18 protein-coding genes and 1 pseudogene are annotated in these 19,265 nt (G+C 63.5%); 17 read left to right on the plus strand and 2 right to left on the minus strand.

The window, feature by feature from the left end; genetic code table 11:
* The first annotated feature begins 60 nt into the window (after positions 1-60).
* Positions 61-756 (plus strand): aspartate/glutamate racemase family protein, encoded by a 696-nt coding sequence (locus NKJ88_RS17230; RefSeq protein WP_023726135.1) that lies wholly within the window; start codon positions 61-63, stop codon positions 754-756.
* A 16-nt stretch (positions 757-772) separates the two neighbouring features.
* Here NKJ88_RS17230 and NKJ88_RS17235 read toward each other — a convergent pair whose 3' ends face one another.
* On the minus strand, positions 773-961 hold the full coding sequence (locus tag NKJ88_RS17235; protein WP_023726136.1) for a hypothetical protein: 189 nt from the start codon (positions 959-961) through the stop codon (positions 773-775).
* 138 nt (positions 962-1,099) lie between these two features.
* Between NKJ88_RS17235 and NKJ88_RS17240 the strand changes: the two genes are divergently transcribed.
* From NKJ88_RS17240 to lepB, 7 genes and pseudogenes are all read left to right on the plus strand, one after another.
* Positions 1,100-1,495, plus strand: coding sequence for an AGROH133_08824 family phage infection protein (locus NKJ88_RS17240; RefSeq protein WP_023684099.1), 396 nt, complete (start codon positions 1,100-1,102; stop codon positions 1,493-1,495).
* A gap of 246 nt (positions 1,496-1,741) precedes the next feature.
* The gene (locus NKJ88_RS17245) at positions 1,742-2,302 is read left to right on the plus strand and encodes a F0F1 ATP synthase subunit delta (RefSeq protein WP_023688887.1); all 561 of its coding nucleotides are present in this window, start codon (positions 1,742-1,744) and stop codon (positions 2,300-2,302) included.
* Positions 2,302-3,831 (plus strand): F0F1 ATP synthase subunit alpha, encoded by a 1,530-nt coding sequence (gene atpA / locus NKJ88_RS17250; RefSeq protein ID WP_023684101.1) that lies wholly within the window; start codon positions 2,302-2,304, stop codon positions 3,829-3,831. The genes NKJ88_RS17245 and atpA overlap by 1 nt, the downstream gene beginning before the upstream one ends.
* A 34-nt stretch (positions 3,832-3,865) precedes the next feature.
* Positions 3,866-4,750 (plus strand): annotated as a pseudogene (locus NKJ88_RS17255) (F0F1 ATP synthase subunit gamma).
* A 70-nt stretch (positions 4,751-4,820) separates the two neighbouring features.
* The gene (gene atpD / locus NKJ88_RS17260; protein WP_023668673.1) at positions 4,821-6,392 is read left to right on the plus strand and encodes a F0F1 ATP synthase subunit beta; all 1,572 of its coding nucleotides are present in this window, start codon (positions 4,821-4,823) and stop codon (positions 6,390-6,392) included.
* A 109-nt stretch (positions 6,393-6,501) separates the two neighbouring features.
* Complete coding sequence (locus NKJ88_RS17265; protein WP_023668674.1) at positions 6,502-6,909, plus strand: F0F1 ATP synthase subunit epsilon; 408 nt, start codon at positions 6,502-6,504, stop codon at positions 6,907-6,909.
* A gap of 525 nt (positions 6,910-7,434) precedes the next feature.
* The gene (gene lepB / locus NKJ88_RS17270; protein WP_032892998.1) at positions 7,435-8,181 is read left to right on the plus strand and encodes a signal peptidase I; all 747 of its coding nucleotides are present in this window, start codon (positions 7,435-7,437) and stop codon (positions 8,179-8,181) included.
* Positions 8,182-8,209: 28 nt separating this feature from the next.
* Here the strand turns inward: lepB and NKJ88_RS17275 are convergent, their stop codons facing one another.
* A complete protein-coding gene (locus tag NKJ88_RS17275) occupies positions 8,210-9,718 on the minus strand; it encodes a mannitol dehydrogenase family protein (protein WP_023688888.1) in 1,509 nt (502 codons plus the stop codon).
* A gap of 188 nt (positions 9,719-9,906) precedes the next feature.
* On the opposite strand from NKJ88_RS17275, the gene uxaC reads away from it, so the two are divergent.
* The 9 genes from uxaC (at position 9,907) to recQ (ending at position 19,140) form a co-directional block, all read left to right on the plus strand.
* Positions 9,907-11,316, plus strand: a complete 1,410-nt coding sequence (gene uxaC / locus NKJ88_RS17280) for a glucuronate isomerase (protein WP_023698223.1) — start codon at positions 9,907-9,909, stop codon at positions 11,314-11,316.
* A gap of 38 nt (positions 11,317-11,354) precedes the next feature.
* Positions 11,355-12,332 carry a TRAP transporter substrate-binding protein gene (locus tag NKJ88_RS17285; RefSeq protein WP_023684104.1) on the plus strand — a complete coding sequence of 326 codons (978 nt, stop codon included), beginning with the start codon at positions 11,355-11,357 and terminating at the stop codon, positions 12,330-12,332.
* Between the two features lie 70 nt (positions 12,333-12,402).
* Positions 12,403-12,966 (plus strand): TRAP transporter small permease, encoded by a 564-nt coding sequence (locus NKJ88_RS17290; RefSeq protein WP_023668678.1) that lies wholly within the window; start codon positions 12,403-12,405, stop codon positions 12,964-12,966.
* Entirely contained in the window at positions 12,967-14,247 is a 1,281-nt protein-coding gene (locus NKJ88_RS17295) for a TRAP transporter large permease (RefSeq protein WP_023684106.1), read from the plus strand.
* 23 nt (positions 14,248-14,270) lie between these two features.
* The gene (locus NKJ88_RS17300) at positions 14,271-15,047 is read left to right on the plus strand and encodes a FadR/GntR family transcriptional regulator (RefSeq protein ID WP_023700229.1); all 777 of its coding nucleotides are present in this window, start codon (positions 14,271-14,273) and stop codon (positions 15,045-15,047) included.
* A 23-nt stretch (positions 15,048-15,070) separates the two neighbouring features.
* Positions 15,071-15,928, plus strand: coding sequence for a 5-dehydro-4-deoxy-D-glucuronate isomerase (gene kduI / locus NKJ88_RS17305; protein WP_352444827.1), 858 nt, complete (start codon positions 15,071-15,073; stop codon positions 15,926-15,928).
* On the plus strand, positions 15,925-16,692 hold the full coding sequence (kduD, locus tag NKJ88_RS17310) for a 2-dehydro-3-deoxy-D-gluconate 5-dehydrogenase KduD (protein ID WP_023704936.1): 768 nt from the start codon (positions 15,925-15,927) through the stop codon (positions 16,690-16,692). Before kduI ends, kduD begins: the two co-directional genes overlap by 4 nt.
* 10 nt (positions 16,693-16,702) lie before the next feature.
* Complete coding sequence (locus NKJ88_RS17315; RefSeq protein ID WP_023684110.1) at positions 16,703-17,041, plus strand: cupin domain-containing protein; 339 nt, start codon at positions 16,703-16,705, stop codon at positions 17,039-17,041.
* 260 nt (positions 17,042-17,301) lie between these two features.
* Entirely contained in the window at positions 17,302-19,140 is a 1,839-nt protein-coding gene (gene recQ / locus NKJ88_RS17320; protein WP_023824289.1) for a DNA helicase RecQ, read from the plus strand.
* The last annotated feature ends 125 nt before the right edge of the window (positions 19,141-19,265 follow it).

Here is a 19,265-nt window from a genome sequence, read left to right on the forward strand (position 1 = left end):
CATCGACCCGTAAAGCTTTTCTGTGAGAGAGATCGTTCGGTCCTGCTGGAGGCTCAGCGCATGAAAACCCTTGGCCTCATCGGCGGCATGAGCTGGGAATCGACGGCGATCTATTATCGCCTGCTCAACGAGATCGTGCGCGAGCGGCTGAGCGGGCTGCATTCGGCAAAGCTGTTGCTCTATTCCTTCGACTTCGCCGAAATCGCCGACCGGCAGCATCATGGCGACTGGGACAGTGCGGGCGTGCTGCTGGCGGATGCGGCGCGCAAGCTGGAGGCGGGCGGCGCAGAGGGGCTTTTGATCTGCACCAACACCATGCACAAGCTCGCCGACCGGGTGCAGGCGGCGGTGTCGATCCCGCTTATCCACATTGCCGACGCCACGGCCGTCGCGGTCAAGGGCGCCGGCGTCAAGCGGCCGGCGCTGCTGGCGACCCGCTTCACCATGGAGCAGGATTTCTACAAGGGCCGACTGACGGAGAAATACGGGCTGCAGCCCGTGGTGCCGGACCAGGCCGGGCGCGACATGGTGCACCAGGTAATCTACGACGAGCTCTGCCGGGGCATCGTCAGCGCGGCATCGAAGGCGGCCTATATCGACGAGGTCGCCCGTCTGCGACGCGATGAGAAGATCGATGGCGTCATCATGGGCTGCACCGAGATCACCATGTTGATTGGCGAGCGCGATTTCGACATTCCGGTGTTCGACACCACGCGCATCCATGCCGAGGCGGCGGTCGCATTCATGCTGCCCTGAAGGGCCAAAACAGAGATCAGGGCTGGGCGGCCACGGCGACATTGCCGCTGCCGACCACTTTCAGCTTCCATCGATCTGCTTCCGTGCCGGCCAGATTGAGGTGCCCGGTCAGGAAATAAAGGCGATCGGTGTCGGGGCCTTTGGCTGTGCAAAACCGGTCCTGCAGATAGGAGTGAGGCGTCGCCTGACAATACAGGTTGGCCACGATGCTGGCCGGACGCGCGCGCGGCCTAAACAGCCTTCCGCTCCTTCACGAATTGCGTGCCAAAACTGCCGCGCGCTTGACTTCTTTTTGCAGCGACATTCAATACATCCGGCATTGCTGTGAGGGGATGAAAGCAAGATGGAATTTGCGTTTCCGTGGCCGACCAGCCAGGGCGAATGGCTGGCTTGGTCCAGCGCCGTCGTCACCTTGGCGCTCGGTCTGCTGTTTTTCCTCGCGCCAGGGCTGGCATTTCGGATTCTGCGGCTGCAGGTCCGGCCCGAAAGGGCAGCGGCAATCGCGGAAGGGCGCGGCCGGATGTCGGGCTTCTATCTCGGCGTCAGCCTGTGCTGCATTCTGTTGGCGCAGCCGTGGCTCTATATGGCACTCGGCTTTTCCTGGCTGTTCACCGCTTTTGGCCGTTTGCTGTCGATGATGTCGGACGGCGCCAACACGCCTTTCAACTGGGCGTCGATCGTCGTCGAACTCGTCCTGGCCGCGTTGCCGCTTGCCTTCGTCTTCGGCTTTCTGCCCTGAATCGGCAGCCAATCCAAAGGCTTCGGTTGAACTCTGCGGCCGGATGCGACAATAGTGCCCGAAAAGCATGCGGGACGACGCATTGCGGTCTTAAAATGCCTGTGCTAGACGGCAATCGACTTTCGGCCGGGGATAGCGGAAGCCGCGCCTCCGTGCTTGGAAAAACTTAGTAAGGTCAAAGATTTAGCCAGAGTTTTTGCTCGCGCCAACAATCTGCGGCCCCTCAGACAAGAGAAAAGACGGTCCGTGGCTCAATCGTCATCGCCAATCTCGGGTGTCGCAGAACGCTACGCGGGTTCGCTGTTCGAACTTGCGCGGCAGTCGAATTCGGTGGCCAAGGTCGAGGCCGACCTCGACAGTTTCGCCAGGATGCTGGATGACAGCGCCGACCTGACGCGCCTCATCAACAGCCCGGTGTTCTCCAGCGAGGACCAGGCCAAGGCAATCGCGTCGATCGCCGACAAGGCCGGCATCACCGGCCTGACCGGCAATTTCCTGCGCGTCGTCGCCCGCAACCGCCGGCTCTTCGCGGTGCCCGGCATGATCAAGGCTTTTCGCAAGATCGCCGCCGAACAGCGCGGTGAGACATCAGCCGAGGTCACTTCGGCGCATGAACTGACGGCTGCCCAGCAGACCGAACTCAAGGCCGCGCTGAAAGGCGTTGCCGGCAAGGACGTGGCCATCACTGTTACCGTCGATCCGTCGCTGCTCGGCGGGCTGGTGGTCAAGATGGGCTCGCGCCAGATCGATACGTCGCTCAAAACCAAACTCAATTCGCTCAAGCTTGCACTGAAAGAGGTCGGCTGATGGACATCCGCGCCGCGGAAATTTCCGCAATTCTCAAAGACCAGATCAAGAATTTCGGCAAGGAGGCCGAGGTCTCCGAAGTCGGCCAGGTGCTGTCCGTCGGTGACGGTATCGCTCGCGTCTACGGCCTCGACAATGTCCAGGCCGGCGAAATGGTCGAATTCCCCGGCGGCATCCGCGGCATGGCGCTCAACCTCGAAGCCGACAATGTCGGCGTCGTCATCTTCGGCGCCGACCGCGACATCAAGGAAGGCGACATCGTCAAACGCACCGGCGCCATCGTCGATACGCCTGTCGGCATGGGCCTGCTCGGCCGCGTCGTCGACGCGCTCGGGAATCCGATCGACGGCAAGGGCCCGATCAAGGCGACCGAACGCAAGCGCGTCGACGTCAAGGCGCCAGGCATCATCCCGCGCAAGTCGGTCAACGAGCCGATGTCGACCGGCCTCAAGGCCATCGATGCGCTGATCCCCGTTGGCCGCGGCCAGCGCGAGCTGGTCATCGGCGATCGCCAGACCGGCAAGACCGCGATCATCCTCGACACGATGCTCAACCAGAAGGCCGTGCACGACAACGGGCCGGAAAAGGAAAAGCTCTACTGCGTCTACGTCGCCATCGGGCAGAAGCGCTCGACGGTCGCGCAGTTCGTGAAGGTTCTCGAAGAGCGCGGCGCCCTTGAATATTCGATCATCGTCGCCGCCACAGCTTCCGATCCGGCGCCGATGCAGTTCCTGGCGCCGTTCACCGGCGCCACCATGGGCGAATATTTCCGCGACAACGGCATGCATGCGCTGATCAGCTATGACGATCTGTCGAAGCAGGCCGTCGCCTATCGCCAGATGTCGCTCTTGCTGCGCCGCCCGCCGGGTCGCGAAGCCTATCCGGGCGACGTGTTCTACCTGCATTCGCGCCTGCTCGAGCGCGCCGCCAAGCTCAACGACGATCTGGGCGGCGGTTCGCTGACCGCGCTGCCGATCATCGAGACGCAGGCCAACGACGTGTCGGCCTACATCCCGACCAACGTGATCTCGATCACCGACGGCCAGATCTTCCTCGAAACCAACCTGTTCTTCCAGGGCATCCGTCCGGCGGTCAACGTCGGCCTGTCGGTGTCGCGCGTCGGTTCGTCGGCGCAAATCAAGGCGATGAAGCAGGTCGCCGGCTCGATCAAGGGCGAGCTCGCGCAGTACCGCGAAATGGCTGCGTTCGCGCAGTTCGGCTCCGATCTCGACGCCGCCACGCAGCGCCTGCTCAACCGCGGCTCGCGCCTGACCGAACTGTTGAAGCAGCCGCAGTTCTCGCCGCTCAAGGTCGAGGAGCAGGTCACGGTGATCTTCGCCGGCGTCAACGGCTATCTCGACAAGCTGGCGCTGAACCAGGTCGGCAAGTTCGAGCACGGCCTGCTCAGCCATATGCGCTCGGCCGGCAAGGACGTGCTGGACGGCATCCGCAAGGAAAAGGCGCTGTCGGACGATCTGCGCGCCAAGCTGAAGGCCGAGATCGACGCCTTCGCCAAGACCTTCGCTTGAGAAGAAGCCGGACGCTCGGGATCAGGTTTGAAGCATGCCTTCATTAAAAGACCTTCGTAACCGTATCGCCTCGGTCAAGGCGACGCAGAAGATCACCAAGGCGATGCAGATGGTCGCCGCGGCGAAGCTGCGTCGCGCGCAGGAAGCAGCGGAGGCGGCGCGTCCCTATTCCGAGCGGATGGGTGCGGTGCTGGCCAATATCACGCAGGCGATCGGCGGCGGCGGCGATGCCCCGGCGCTGATGACCGGCACCGGCAAGGACGATGTGCATCTGCTCGTCGTCTGCACGGCCGAGCGCGGCCTGTGCGGCGGCTTCAACTCGCAGATCGCACGTCTGGCCCGCGACCATATCCGCCGGCTTCTGGCCGACGGCAAGCAGGTCAAGATCATCTGCGTCGGCAAGAAGGGTTTCGACATTCTGCGCCGAGACTATGCCTCGCTGATTATCGACCGCGTCGACCTACGCGATGTCAAGAAGCTCGGCTTCGTCAATGCCGATGCGATCGCCCGTAAGATCATCCATCTGTTCGGCGAAGGCGGCTTCGATATCTGCACGCTGTTTTATTCGCAGTTCAAGTCGGTGATCAGCCAGATTCCGACCGCGCAGCAGATCATTCCTGCCGGCGTGGCTTAGGCGCCCGCCGAAGCGACCGCCGGTGGCAATGCCGTCTACGAATACGAGCCGGAGCCGGGCGAGATCCTCACCGACCTCATTCCGCGCAACATCTCGGTCCAGGTCTTCCGCGCGCTGCTCGAAAACGCAGCCGGCGAGATGGGCGCCAAAATGAGCGCCATGGACAATGCAACGCGCAATGCCGGCGACATGATCAACAAACTGTCGATCACCTATAACCGCCAGCGGCAGGCGCAGATCACCAAGGAACTGATCGAAATCATTTCGGGCGCCGAAGCGCTCTAGGCGCGACCGCCAGGAGGTCATCGACCTTCTGATGGAGCGTGAGAAACAAAGGACGAGAAGGGTAAAGACGATGGCGAAAGCAGCGACCCCCGCGAAGACGGCCCCCAAAGCGGCCGCAAAGGCTCCGGCAGCAGCGGCGAAGGCCGCTCCGGCCAAGAAGGCGGCCGCGCCCGCCAAGGCCGCGGCCCCGGCAGCGAAGACGACGAGCGTTGCCGTCAAGAAGACCGGCGCCATCGGCAAGGTTCGCCAGGTCATCGGCGCCGTCGTCGACGTGCAGTTCGGCGATCATCTGCCGGCCATTTTGAACGCCATCGAAACCTCCAATGTCGGCAACCGCCTGGTGCTCGAAGTTGCCCAGCATCTGGGCGAAAACACCGTGCGCTGCATCGCCATGGATTCCACCGAAGGCCTGGTTCGCGGCCAGGACGTCTATGACACCGGCGCGCCGATCACCGTTCCGGTCGGCCCGGGCATGCTCGGCCGCATCATCAACGTCATCGGCGAGCCGGTCGACGAAGAAGGCCCGGTCGACGGCATCGAGATGCGCGCCATCCACCAGCCGGCGCCTACCTATGTCGAACAGTCGACGGAAGCGCAGATCCTGATCACCGGCATCAAGGTGCTCGACCTTCTGGCGCCCTACGCCCGCGGAGGCAAGATCGGCCTGTTCGGCGGCGCCGGCGTCGGCAAGACGGTTCTGATCCAGGAGCTGATCAACAACGTCGCCAAGGCGCATGGCGGCTTCTCGGTCTTCGCCGGCGTCGGCGAGCGCACCCGCGAGGGCAACGATCTTTATCACGAGTTCATCGAGTCCGGCGTCAACAAGAAGGGCGGCGGCGAAGGCTCCAAGGCGGCACTGGTCTATGGCCAGATGAACGAGCCGCCGGGCGCGCGTGCCCGCGTCGGCCTGACCGGCCTGACGGTCGCCGAATATTTCCGCGACCAGGGCCAGGACGTGCTGTTCTTCGTCGACAACATCTTCCGCTTCACGCAGGCCGGTTCTGAAGTGTCGGCGCTGCTCGGCCGTATTCCTTCGGCCGTGGGTTACCAGCCAACGCTGGCCACCGACATGGGTGCGCTGCAGGAACGCATCACCACAACGACCAAGGGTTCGATCACTTCGGTGCAGGCGATCTACGTGCCGGCCGACGATTTGACCGACCCGGCGCCTGCGACCTCGTTCGCCCACCTGGACGCGACGACCGTGCTCAACCGCGCGATCTCGGAAAAGGGCATCTACCCCGCCGTCGATCCGCTCGACTCGACCTCGCGCATGCTCGATCCGCTGGTCGTCGGCGAGGAGCACTATGCCGTCGCCCGCCAGGTGCAGTCGATCCTCCAGCGCTACAAGTCGCTGCAGGACATTATCGCCATCCTTGGCATGGATGAGCTGTCGGAAGAGGACAAGCAGACGGTGGCCCGCGCCCGCAAGATCGAGCGCTTCCTGTCGCAGCCGTTCTTCGTCGCCGAAGTGTTTACGGGTGCGCCGGGCAAGCTGGTCGACCTCGCCGACACAATCAAGGGCTTCAAGGGCCTCTGCAACGGCGACTACGATCACCTGCCGGAAGCCGCCTTCTACATGGTCGGCGGCATCGACGAAGCGGTCGAGAAGGCTCAGCGCCTGGCGGCTGAAGCAGCGTAATCAAGGCAATAGGGAGTAGTCAGTAGTCAGTAGTGAATAGCGGCCGGGTGATCAGGACAGCTGTCCTCTCCCTACTCCCTACTCACTATTCCCTACTCACTAAATTGACATGGCTGAAGCTTTCAAGTTCGAACTGGTCTCGCCGGAGCGCCTCCTGGTTTCCGAGCAGGTCGAGTCCGTCGTCATTCCAGGCGCCGAAGGTGAAATGACAGTCATGGCGCACCATGCGCCAGTCATGACCACGATCAAGCCGGGCGTCGTCACGCTGAAGACCGCCGGCGGCAAGGAAGAGCGCTATGTGGTGTTCGGCGGCTTTGCCGACATCGTCCCTGCCGGCTGCACGCTGCTCGCCGAATCGGCGGTCGCCGTCGGCGATATCGACCGCGCCGATCTCGCCCGCCGCATCCAGGAAGCCAAGGAAGACGCCGCCGACGCCAAGGACGACCAGAGCCGCAGCAAGGCGGAGCAGTTCCTTAGCCAGCTTACCACGCTCGAAGGCGCGCTGCTGCCGGCGTAAGCCGCAGAATGACTTGAAGAAAAGGCCGGGCTCAGCCCGGCTTTTTTGTTGCGGCCGCCATCCTGGATCGTCTCGCATAGGCGCAGGGCCTTGGCGGGATTTCAGGGCGGGCAGCCAGCATGATCAGATCGGGTGGCGGCATGCCGGCTGCCAGTCAGGGCGAGATGAGCTTGTATTAGGCGATGGCGCCGGCGGAACCGCGATTTGGCTGCGGCGGTACAGTCGGATCGGGGCTTGCCCCTGCTTTCTGGTTGTTCGACAGTCCGGCTGTCTATCGATTTGGGGTGGCCGATGACGGAACAGACAACGCAACCGGAAGCGGCCTCGCGATCCCGGTGGACGACGGCGCTGATCGCGGCCTTTGGCGGTCCGTTCGGCGGGTTCCTTTGGATCGGCGCCGGCCGGCCGGCGGTTGCCAGCCTGGTGGTGATCAGCGCCATAAGCATTGCGCTGACATATGTGGGATTCCCGGTTCTGCCGGGGGTCGATCTCGCCTGGCTGGTGGATCTCTCCAGTTTAGGTCTCATGGTCCTGTGGGTAGCGCTCGTCGTGCCTTTCGCGTCACGATACAGACCGAACCGGTGGTATTCACACGGCCTTTCGGTGCTGCTGTTGGCCGTGCTGACCTCCTACGGAGCCGCGTTAGCGATCCGCACATTCCTCTTCCAGCCGTTTTCGACCCCGGCAGGCAGCATGACACCAACGCTGGAACTCGGCGACTATTTCTTCGTCTCGAAGTTTGCCTATGGTTACAGCCGCTACAGTGTTCCTCTTGGGCTGCTGCCCTTCGAAGGCCGGATCTTTGCCGCCGAGCCGAAGCGCGGAGATATTGTGGTGTTCAAATTTCCAGCGGATCCGAGCATCGACTACGTCAAGCGGGTCGTTGGACTGCCGGGCGACAAAATCCAGATGGTCGACGGAATCCTTCGCATCAATGGTGTGGCGGTCAAACTCGAGGATGTTGGTCCGTACAGCTCCGAGGACTCTCCCCAAAGCGCCAGACTGCAACGTGAAACCCTCCCCAACGGCGTTTCCTATTCCGTCATCAGTCTTACGGACAATTCAATAACCGACAACACGCGGGTGTTCGACGTGCCCGAAGGCCACTATTTCGTGCTTGGCGACAACAGGGATAATTCCTCCGATAGCCGGCTCAGTGTCGGCTTCGTTCCTGCCGAAAACCTGGTCGGCAAGGCAGTGCGACTGTTCTGGAATTCGCAAGGCACGGAGTATTCGTCGCGGCAGAGGCTGGACGCTCCGGCGGGACAATAGGCTTGAAATGGGCGGTTCCGGACCAGCTTCAGCCTACGTTTGTCGGCTCCGGTATGCCGAGCGCTGAGAGCGCAAGCACGATCCCGCCTTGCAGGATATGCTCGCGATGAGCGGCGACCAGTTCGATCAGCGTCTGCCGCTCGGGCTTGCCGCTGGCGAAGCCGGCCCAGTCGAACACCGCCGCTACTCGTTCCAGCATCCGTCGTTCGTCGAGCGCCGCCAGCGCCGCGTCGAGCGGATCGGTAAAGTGGGCTTCCGGCAGGTCCTTGCCGCGCGCCTCGCAGGCGGCGATCCAGGCGGCGATCACCAGCGTCAGATGCTCCGGGACCAGGCCGGCCTGGATGCACTCGATGGCGGTAGCGACAATGCGCTGCGGCAATTTCTGGCTGCCGTCATTGGCGATCTGCGCGGTGCGGTGGGCCAGCGCGGTGTTGGAGAAACGTTCGGCAAGTTCGGCCGTATAGGCTGACGTGTCGAGCCCGGCATCCCCAGGCAATGTCGGGATGGCCTCGGCCCAGAGCCGGTCGACGAACGCGCGGATCGCGGGATCCGCGAAGGCGCGGTCGACGGTGACGTGGCCGCTGAGCAGGCCGATATAGGCGATGCCCGAATGGGCGCCGTTGAGCAGCCGAAGCTTCATGTCCTCGAACGGCCGGACATCCTCGACCATGGTGACGCCGAATTTCTCCCAGGCCGGGCGGCCGGCTGGAAACCTGTTTTCGATCACCCATTGCCGGAACGGTTCGGTCATCACCGGCCAGGCGTCCTCGAGGCCGAGTTCGACCGCGATGCGCGCCCGGTCGGCATCGGTGGTTGCCGGCACGATGCGGTCGACCATGCTCGATGGGAATGCAACGTCATCGGCTATATGACCGGCGAGGGCAGCGTCGCCTGAAGCAGCAGCGCCGGCATCGCGCAGTTTTGCAAACCCGACCAGCAGCCGGTGCAGCGTGGCGCCATTGGCCGGCAGGTTGTCGCAGCAAAGCACGGTGAAGGGCGGCGTGCCGGCGGCCCGGCGTCGCACCAGCGCTTCCGCCAGGAATCCATGCGCTGTCCTGGGAGATCCGGGATTGCCCAGATCGTGGACGATATCGGGATGGTTTTCGTCGAGGCTGCCGTCGGCGGCCCTGAGATAGGCCTTTTCGGTGATGGTCAGGGTGACGATGCGGGTGCGCGGGTCGGTCAGCGCGGCCAGCACCGCGCCGGGGTCTTCCGGCGCGACCAGCATCGACTGGATCGAGCCGATAATGTGCAGCGCTTCGCCATCGCTGCCGCGCACCGCCAGCGTGTAGAGCCCGTCCTGTGGCGTCAGCGCATCGCGCGTGTCGGGGCTGCGCAGCGAGACGCCGACAATGCCCCAGCCGGTCTCGCCGGCCGCTAGGCAGTCATCGACATAGGCGGCCTGATGGGCACGGTGGAAGGCTCCAACGCCGAGATGGACGATGCCTGGGGCGACACTGGCGCGATCATAGGGGGGGACCGCGACCGAGGCCGGCAAGGATTGCACTGTTGCGTTGGAAAGGCGTCTGCTGGTCATGGCTTGGCTTGTTGGGCGCGGCTTGTCGCTGGATGGTGTGCGGGGCGGGATCTGCTAGCGGCGTAACATCCGCTCTTCCGCCGCACAATGACCTGACGCCGGTTAAAGTCATCATACAACAATCCAGTTTTTGTATGTTGACATTATTTCTTTCCAATCCTACCGATATCGCCCCTGGGAGGAACGACGTGGCGGGACTGACCGATCCGGATCTGCTTTTTGCCGCCGAAGGGCGCGCGCTGTCGATCGCGCGCGATCTCCATGCCGGCATCAAGGACCTGCCGATCATCAGCCCGCACGGCCACACCGATCCGCGTTGGTATGCGCTCAACGAGCCATTCCCCGATCCCGCGCAATTGCTGGTGGTGCCCGACCACTACATTTTCCGTATGCTGTTCAGCCAGGGCGTGCGGCTGGAAGATCTCGGCGTCCCGACCCTCGACGGCTCGCCGGTCGAGACCGATCCCAGGGCGATCTGGCGGCGCTTCGCCGAGCACTATTACCTCTTCCGCGGCACGCCGACGCGGTTGTGGCTCGACCATGTGCTCGAGCATCTGTTCGGCATCGAAGAGCCGCTCAACGCCAGCACCGCTAGCCGCCATTACGACACCATCGCGGCGCTTTTGCAGCGCGACGATTATCGCCCACGCGCGCTGTTCGAGCGCTTCAACATCGAGGTCATCGCGACGACCGAGGGCGCACTCGACGATCTCCAATGGCACAAGACGATCCGCGACAGCGGCTGGCAGGGCCGCGTCATCACTGCCTACAGGCCGGATGCCGTCGTCGATCCCGACTTCGAAGGATTTTCGGCCAATCTCGATCGTCTGGGCGAGATCGCCGGCTGCGACACCGGCACATGGGCCGGCTATCTCGACGCGCATCGCCAGCGCCGCGCCTTCTTCAAAAGCTTCGGCGCAACCTCGTCGGACCACGGCCATCCGACGGCCGAGACCGCCAATCTTTCCGATGCGGCGGCGGAAGAGCTGTTCAACCGCATCCGCCGCGGCTCGGACGACGAGCGCGAGCGCAAGCTGTTTCGCGCCCAGATGCTGACCGAAATGGCCAAGATGAGCCGCGACGACGGGCTGGTCATGCAGATCCATCCCGGCTCCTGGCGCAACCACTCGCCTGGTGTTTTCCAAAAATTCGGCCGCGACAAAGGCTTCGATATTCCGACCCGCACCGACTATGCCGCGGCGCTCAAACCCTTGCTCGACTGCGTCGGGCTGGAGCGCGACCTCTCCATCATTCTGTTCACGCTCGACGAGACCAGCTACGCGCGCGAACTGGCGCCGCTGGCCGGCGTCTATCCGGCGTTGAAGCTCGGGCCGGCCTGGTGGTTCCACGACAGTCCGGAAGGCATGCGCCGGTTCCGCGAGATGACCACCGAGACCGCCGGCTTCTACAACACCGTCGGCTTCAACGATGACACCCGTGCCTTTCCGTCGATTCCCGCCCGTCACGATGTGGCGCGCCGGGTTGACTGCGCCTTTCTCGCCCGTCTCGTCGCCGAGCACCGGCTGCGTGAGGACGAGGCGCATGAGCTGGCGCGGGAGCTTGCCTACACGCTTGCCAAGAAGGCGTACCGGCTGTGAGCCGGGCGCGTGGAATTTTAAAAGGGAGGAAGACAGTCATGTTGCATTTTTCAAAACTGATGGCAGCCACATTCGCCTTCGGCTCGCTGATGATCGGCGTTGCCGGCGCCCAGACCGTACTGCGCTCGGCCGACACCCATCCGGACGGGTATCCGACCGTCGAGGCGGTCAAATATCTCGGCGAGCTCATCAAGGAGCGCACCGCCGGCCGCTATTCGGTCGAGGTCTATCATTCGGCGCAGCTCGGCGAGGAAAAAGACACGATCGAGCAGACGCAGACCGGTGTCATCGATCTGAACCGCGTCTCGATGGGTCCGTTCAACGGCATCGTGCCGGAAACCGCGGTGCCGTCGCTGCCCTACATGTTCCGTTCGGTCGAGCACATGCGCCATGTCATGGACGGGCCGATCGGCGACGAGATCCTCAAGGCCTTCGAGACGCATGATCTGGTCGGCCTTGCCTTCTACGATTCCGGCGCCCGTTCCTTCTACAACACCAAGAAGGACATCACCTCGATCGCCGATCTGAAAGGCATGAAGTTCCGCGTCATCCAGTCCGACGTGTTCGTCGACATGGTCAACGCGCTTGGCGCAAACGCCACGCCGATGGCCTATGGCGAGGTCTATTCGGCGCTCGAAACCGGCGTCATCGACGGCGCCGAGAACAACTGGCCCAGCTTCGAATCCGCCAAGCACTACGAAGTCGCCAAGCACTATACCGTCGACCAGCACCAGATCGTGCCGGAAGTGCTGGTGATGTCGAAATCGAGCTGGGACAGACTGACGCCGGAAGACCAGGCGATCGTCAAGCAGGCGGCCAAGGATAGCGTCGTCAAGATGCGCGAATTGTGGGACGCGCAGGAGAAGAAGTCGCGAGAGATCGTCGAGAAGGCCGGCGTCAAGGTCAGCGAGATCGACAAGCAGCCGCTGATCGATGCGATGAAGCCGGTCTACGACAAGTATCTGAAGACGCCGGAGCTCAAGGACCTCGCGACGCGCATCCAGGCGACCAAGTGATTTTCTGGCGGGGCGGCATGGCGCCGCCCCGCCAATCGCTTTTAGGGGACGGAAAGACCGGGAGGATCGGATGACTGCGGGAACGGCCAGGAGCGGAGCGCCACCGCGCTTCAGCGCGGTGCTTTCGAAGATTTGCGACGGTGCGCTCTATCTCGCGGGCATCGGGATGGTCGCCATGACCGCGCTTGTTGCCTACCAGGTGTTTTCCCGCTTCGTGCTCAACGCGTCACCGAGCTGGACCGAAGTCACCGCCATCATGCTGATGAACTGGTTCATCTTCCTGGGCGCTGCCGTCGGCGTGCGCGAGAATTACCATATGGGCTTCGACGTGCTGCTCTATATCCTGCCCAAGGGCAGCAAATGGGCGCTGCGCACCCTGTCCGACCTGATCGCGTTCGGCTTCGGCTTCGGCATGGTCTGGTACGGCTGCAAGCTGGTCGGGCTGACCTGGCACACTGTCATCCCGGCGCTCGAACTTCCCGGCGGTTTCGACTATCTGCCGCTGGTTGCCGGCGGCTTTCTGATCTGCCTGTTCTCGGCCGAACGCATCGCGCTGCGCTGGTCCGGCGCCGACATCGACAAGGATATCAATCTCGAAGAAGTGCCGGAAATGCCGGCCGTGCAGGAGGCCTAGATGGAACTCTGGATCCTGTTTGGCGTCTTCACGCTTTTGATGTTTGCCGGCACGCCGATCGCCTTTTGCCTGGGTGCGGCGTCCTTCGCCACCGTGCTTTATCTCGGCCTGCCGCCCCTGGTGGTGTTCCAGCAATTGAAGTCGGGCATGTCGGCGTTCTCGCTGATGGCGATCCCGTTCTTCATCTTTGCCGGCGACCTGATGGTGCGCGGCGGCATCGCGCAGCGCATCGTTTCCTTTGCCGGCTCGCTGGTCGGTCATGTCCGCGGTGGGCTCGGTCAGGTCAACATCATCGCCGCGACGTTGTTCGGCGGCATTTCCGGCTCGGCGGTGGCGGAAGCCGCTGCCGTCGGCGGGCTGATGATCCCGCAGATGAAAGCGCGCGGCTACGGAGCCGACTATGCCGTCAACGTCACCTCGATGGCGGCGCTGATCGCGCTGCTTCTGCCGCCGTCGCAGAACATGATCATCTATTCGATCGCCGGCGGCGGCAAGATTTCGATCGCCGACCTGTTCACCGCCGGTATCCTGCCGGGTCTGCTGTTCGCCGCTTCGCTGATGGTCACCGCCTATTTCGTCGCCCGCAGCCGCGGCTACCCGGTCGAGGCTTTTCCCGGCTTCTCGCGTGTCGGCCAGCTGGCGGTCATCGCCATCCCCGGACTTCTGCTCATCGGGATCATCTTCGGCGGCGTTCGCTCGGGCATTTTCACGGCGACGGAAAGCTCCTGCATCGCCATCATCTACGCTTTGCTGGTCACCGTCTTCGTCTACCGGTCGATGGCCTGGGGCGATTTCGTCCATGCCACAAAGGGCGCGGTGCGCACGACCTCAATGGTGCTGCTGATCATCGGCACGGCGGCCTCGTTCAGCTGGCTGATGGCCTATCTCAAAGTGCCGGTGTTGCTGATCGCAGGCATGAACGCCATCTCCACCGATCCGCTGGTGGTGCTGCTTCTGCTCAACGTCTTGATGCTGCTGCTCGGCACCTTCATGGACATGGGGCCGATGATCATCATCTGCACGCCGATCTTCCTGCCGCTGGTCACCCATTACGGCGTCGACCCCGTGCATTTCGGCGTCATCACCATCCTCAATCTCGGCATTGGCCTCAACACGCCACCGGTCGGCACGGTGCAGTTCGTCGCCTGTGCCGTCGGCAAGATTACGGTCTGGGAAGCGATGCGCTCGATCTGGCCGTTCTATGGCGCGGGCATCGTGGTTCTGGGGCTGGTGACCTATATTCCGGCGATTTCGCTCTGGTTGCCGAGCGTGTTCAAATAGGCGTCTTCAAACAGGGGTGCGATATGGCATCGGATAGCGCTGTTGATCTCAGGGTCGAGAGAAAACCCAAACTGTCGGAGACCGTCGTTGCGGCGATCCGCAAGCAGTTGCAGGCGGGCGAGATCCTGCCCGGCCACAAATTGCCGACCGAGGGCCAGCTGACCGAGACCTTCGGCGTCAGCCGCACCGTCATCCGCGAAGCGCTGGCCAAGCTCGCCGCCGACGGGCTGGTCGAGGCGCGCCAGGGCGCAGGCGTGTTCGTCACCGAGCACATCTCAACGATGTTCGGCGCGCTCGCCGCCGACATGGGCAGCAAGGATTCCATCGCGCTCAATGTGCTCGAAGTGCGCCTGGCCGTCGAAATCGAATCGGCCGGGCTCGCCGCCATTCGCCGCAACGCCGCGCAGGAAGCAGCGATCCAGGAAGCGTTCTTCGAATTCGAACGGCTGCTTCTCAACAGCGAGCCGACCGGTCCGGCCGATCTCGCCTTCCACCGGGCAATCGCCAGCGCCACCAACAACCCGTTCTATGTCGAGATGCTCGATGTGCTCGGACGCCGCGCCATTCCCTGCGACGTGACCTCGCCCTGGTCGACGGAACTTGTGCAATCCGACAGCTATCAGCGCGGGCTGCAGCGCGAGCATCTGGTGATCCTGAATGCGATCACCTCGGGCGACGCCGAAGCTGCGCGCGAGGCGATGCGCGCTCATCTCACCGCCAGCCAAGAGCGCTACCGCGAGCGGCTGCACGCCCGCCAGGTCTACTACGCCGACTCGGTCAAGGCGTCGGCAACCAAATAGCCATTCATTCAGCTGGAGCAGCAATGACTCAAAGTCACCCGCATACCGATTTCACCTCGCGTTTCGCCATCGACCCGGTCGCCGCGGCTTCCATGGGCACCGACGAGCTGCGTCACAATTTCCATATTGACGACCTGTTCCAGCAGGGACGCATCAGCCTGACCTACACCCACTATGACCGCATGATCGTCGGCGGCGCCGTGCCGGCTGCGGCACAACTGCCGCTGGAGGCGATCAAGCCGACGGGCACCAAGAATTTTCTCGACCGCCGCGAGTTGATCATCGTCAACATCGGCGGCGCCGGCTCGGTGACGGCGAATGGCGAGGCCCACCAGTTGCAGGCGCGCGACATGCTCTATCTCGGCATGGGCAGCACCGACGTTTCGTTCGCATCGGCCGATGAGGGCGCACTGGCCAAATTCTATCTGCTCAGCGCGCCTGCGCATCACACCCATCCCAACCGGCTGATCCGCATTGGCGATGCCAAGCGCCTCAATCTCGGCAGCAAGGAAACCTGCAACGAACGCTCCATCTTCCAGTTCATCCATGCCGATGGCGTCAAGACCTGCCAACTGGTGGTCGGTATGACCCAACTGGCGCCGGGCTCGGTGTGGAACACCATGCCTTGCCATGTGCATGACCGGCGCATGGAGGCCTATCTCTATTTCGACCTGCCGGAGACGGCGCGCGTCTTCCATTTCATGGGCGAGCCGGACGAAACCCGCCACATCGTCATGGCCAATGAGGAGGCAGTGCTGTCGCCCGGCTGGTCGATCCATTCAGGGGCAGGCACCTCGAATTATTCCTTCATCTGGGCGATGGCCGGCGACAATGTCGACTACACCGATGTCGACCCGGTGCCGCTGGGCGAACTGCGTTGAGCGGCCCTTCCTCCTTCAGCCTGGCCGGCAAGCGCGTCCTGGTCACCGGCGCAAACACCGGCATCGGCCAGGGCATCGCGGTCTCGATCGCGCGCGCCGGCGGCACCGTCATCGGTGTCGGCCGCTCGGCGATGGACGACACGGAAAGACAAGTCGCGGAAGCCGGCGGCCAGTTCGAGACTGTGCGGTGCGATCTCGCCGATCATGTTGCCGCCAAGGCCATGCTCGACCAGGTGTGGGAGAAGACCGGCCCGATCGACGGGCTGGTCAACAATGCCGGCATCATCCGCCGCGCCGATGCGGTCGATTTCTCGGAAACCGACTGGGACGACGTCGTCGACGTCAATCTGAAGACGCTGTTCTTTCTCAGCCAGGGTTTTGCCAGGCGCGTGCTGACCGACCCGAGGCGGCGCGGCAAGATCGTCAACATCGCCTCGGTGCTGAGTTTCCAGGGCGGCATCCGCGTCGCGTCCTATACCGCGTCGAAACATGGCGCGCTCGGCATAACCCGGCTGCTGGCCTGCGAATGGGCGGCAAAAGGCATCAACGTCAACGCCATTGCGCCCGGCTATATCGAAACCAACAACACCGAGGCGTTGCGCGCCGATCCCGACCGCAGTGCTGCCATCCTGGCGCGCATTCCGGCGGGACGTTGGGGCGGGCCGGAAGACATAGGCGATGCCGCCGTGTTCCTGCTGGCGCCAGCGTCCGACTATATGCATGGCGCGGTGGTTCCCGTGGACGGCGGCTGGCTGGCGCGATGAGGAGATGGTCATGATTGAAGCCAAGATTTTCGCACAGCCCGGCGAGAGCGCGTGGACGCCGACGCCGGACGGCAACAGGCGGCGCGTTCTCGTCTCCACCGATGAGCTGATGATGGTCGAGTTCGGCTTCGACAAGGGCGGCGTCGGCGCGCTGCATTCGCACCCGCATGTCCAGGCCAGCTATGTCGCCGAAGGCCGCTTCGAGGTGACCATCGACGGCCGCACCGCGACCATCGAGACCGGCGGCAGCTTCATCGTGCCGTCCAATCTGGTGCACGGCGTCAAGGCGCTGGAGGCCGGGCGCCTGGTCGACAGCTTTACCCCGCACCGCGCCGATTTCCTGGCCTGACCTTTTTCGGCAATTCCAGAAACAGGAAACCCGCGCCTCCTGGGGAGGCGCGGGCTGTTGCCTGTGCGCTCGTGGCGCAGCGGTACTCGAAACATCGCCGCAGGGTTGGACGGTGCCGCAACATGGTGAAGATAGGTTTAACGATGCCAATCAGGTCGATCGCCGGTGGGGTGTTGCTGCTGCTTGTTGTGGTCACGCAGGGGCTGCGCTAATCGTTCTGTCCACGCCGCTGCTTCGGGCGGCCGATCGAAACATCAGTGATGCAGATATTGACGACAAGCGTGCCGACGCACGATCCCAAACGGCGCGTCCTCAAGGACGTGTTCGGCTTCGACGATTTCCGTCCCGGACAGGCCGCGGTGATGGAGGCGCTGCTTGGCGGCCGCCATGTGCTGGCCGTCATGCCGACGGGTGCCGGCAAATCGCTGTGCTACCAGGTTCCGGCGCTGGTCAAGGGTGGGCTGACCATTGTCGTTTCGCCGCTAGTGGCGCTGATGCAGGATCAGGTCGCGGCACTGCGCCTCGCCGGCGTCGCCGCCGATACGATCAATTCCTCGATCGACCGTGATGCCAATGTCGCGGCATGGCGCCGCGTCGCGTCGGGCCAGACGCGGCTGCTCTACCTCGCGCCGGAACGGCTGATGACCGAGCGGATGCTGGATGCGCTTGCCAGGCTCGATGTCAGCCTGATCGCCATCGACGAGGCGCATTGCATTTCGCAGTGGGGGCCGGCGTTCCGGCGCGAATATGAAGACCTGTCGCAGCTGCGTGGCATCTTTCCCGACGTACCGATCATTGCGGTGACGGCGACGGCGGACGAGACGACGCGGGCAGACATCGAGAGACGGCTGTTTGGCGGGCGTGTCGAAACGCAGGTGCTTGGCTTCGACCGGCCCAACATCAAGCTTGCCATCGAGCCCAAGCAGGACAGCAAGCGGCAGTTGCTCAACTTCATCGAGCGCCATCAGGGGCGCAGCGGCATCGTCTACTGCCTGTCGCGCAAGAAGACCGAAGAGATGGCGGCATTCCTCGAAAAGAACGGCGTCCCCGCGCTCGCCTATCACGCCGGCATGAGCAAGGAGGCGCGTGATGCCAACCAGAACGCCTTCATGACGCTGTCGGGCGTCGTCATGGTGGCGACCATCGCCTTCGGCATGGGGATCGACAAGCCTGATGTCGCGTATGTCTTCCACACCGACCTGCCGGGCAGCCTCGAGGCCTATTACCAGGAAATCGGCCGCGCCGGTCGCGACGGCCGGGCGGCGGAGGCGCATATGCTTTACGGCCTTGGCGACATCCGCATGCGCCGCATGTTCATCGACGACGAGGACGCCGCTGTCGAACACAAGCGCCGCTCGCATGGCCGGCTCGATACGCTGATCGGCTATTGCGAGACGGCCGAGTGCCGCCGCCAGGTGCTGCTCGGTTATTTCGGTGAAGAGGCGGTCCCTTGCGGCAATTGCGACAATTGCCTGGAACAGGCGCCGCGCGCCGACGGCACCTCCGAGGCGCGCCTCATCCTGGCGGCGGTGGCGCAGAGCGGCGAGCGCTTCGGCGCCGGCCATGTCATCGACATCCTGATCGGCCACGAGACTGAAAAGATCGCGGCAAGGGGGCATCACAGGCTGGCAGCCTTCGGCAATGGCGCCGCGCACAAGAAGGATTTTTGGCAATCTATGATTCGCCAGCTGGTCGCGAACGGTTTCCTGATGCCGGACCCGGCCGGCCATGGCGGGTTGGCCATCGCGGACAAGGGCCACGCACTCGGCCGGGGCGAGGTGCCGTTCCAGTATCGGGTCGAGATGCGCACGCGCGCCGCGCGCCGCGCGGCTCGTGCCGGGCAGAGCCCCCAGAGCGAAAATGTAGATGCGTCGCTGCTCGCGACGCTGAAGACGCTGCGGCTGCGTCTGGCCAAGGAACGCCAGGTGCCGGCCTATGTGGTGTTTTCGGATCGTACACTGATCGACATGGCCGAGCGTCGTCCGCAAGACCTCGACGATTTTGCCGGGGTCAACGGCGTAGGTGCGGCCAAGCTCAAGGAGTTCGGCGCGATTTTTGTCAGCGCCATTGCCGCGCACCTTTCCGAGACGCCAGGCTGAAAGGGGTTTTGCTGGACCAAAGCCCGATCCGGCATCAGTACGCCTTCAACTTGCCCGCCCGCTTATCCTTTCATTTTGGCGCTACCCTGCCGTAGGGGAATGGCCTTCCAAATTGTATGGAACCG

Origin of the sequence: Mesorhizobium sp. M0016 (assembly GCF_040324035.1) — a bacterium.
Classification (GTDB): domain Bacteria; phylum Pseudomonadota; class Alphaproteobacteria; order Rhizobiales; family Rhizobiaceae; genus Mesorhizobium.

What these genes read in the sequence shown, in the direction of transcription:
- NKJ88_RS17265 (WP_023668674.1), top strand. Translation starts at nt 6,502, where the DNA reads ATGGCTGAAGCTTTCAAGTTCGAACTGGTCTCGCCGGAGCGCCTCCTG.
- NKJ88_RS17275 (WP_023688888.1), bottom strand. Translation starts at nt 9,718, where the DNA reads ATGACCAGCAGACGCCTTTCCAACGCAACAGTGCAATCCTTGCCGGCC.
- NKJ88_RS17295 (WP_023684106.1), top strand. Translation starts at nt 12,967, where the DNA reads ATGGAACTCTGGATCCTGTTTGGCGTCTTCACGCTTTTGATGTTTGCC.
- NKJ88_RS17240 (WP_023684099.1), top strand. Translation starts at nt 1,100, where the DNA reads ATGGAATTTGCGTTTCCGTGGCCGACCAGCCAGGGCGAATGGCTGGCT.
- atpA (WP_023684101.1), top strand. Translation starts at nt 2,302, where the DNA reads ATGGACATCCGCGCCGCGGAAATTTCCGCAATTCTCAAAGACCAGATC.
- NKJ88_RS17290 (WP_023668678.1), top strand. Translation starts at nt 12,403, where the DNA reads ATGACTGCGGGAACGGCCAGGAGCGGAGCGCCACCGCGCTTCAGCGCG.
- NKJ88_RS17315 (WP_023684110.1), top strand. Translation starts at nt 16,703, where the DNA reads ATGATTGAAGCCAAGATTTTCGCACAGCCCGGCGAGAGCGCGTGGACG.
- NKJ88_RS17285 (WP_023684104.1), top strand. Translation starts at nt 11,355, where the DNA reads ATGTTGCATTTTTCAAAACTGATGGCAGCCACATTCGCCTTCGGCTCG.
- NKJ88_RS17230 (WP_023726135.1), top strand. Translation starts at nt 61, where the DNA reads ATGAAAACCCTTGGCCTCATCGGCGGCATGAGCTGGGAATCGACGGCG.
- NKJ88_RS17300 (WP_023700229.1), top strand. Translation starts at nt 14,271, where the DNA reads ATGGCATCGGATAGCGCTGTTGATCTCAGGGTCGAGAGAAAACCCAAA.
- atpD (WP_023668673.1), top strand. Translation starts at nt 4,821, where the DNA reads ATGGCGAAAGCAGCGACCCCCGCGAAGACGGCCCCCAAAGCGGCCGCA.
- lepB (WP_032892998.1), top strand. Translation starts at nt 7,435, where the DNA reads ATGGTCCTGTGGGTAGCGCTCGTCGTGCCTTTCGCGTCACGATACAGA.
- kduI (WP_352444827.1), top strand. Translation starts at nt 15,071, where the DNA reads ATGACTCAAAGTCACCCGCATACCGATTTCACCTCGCGTTTCGCCATC.
- recQ (WP_023824289.1), top strand. Translation starts at nt 17,302, where the DNA reads ATGCAGATATTGACGACAAGCGTGCCGACGCACGATCCCAAACGGCGC.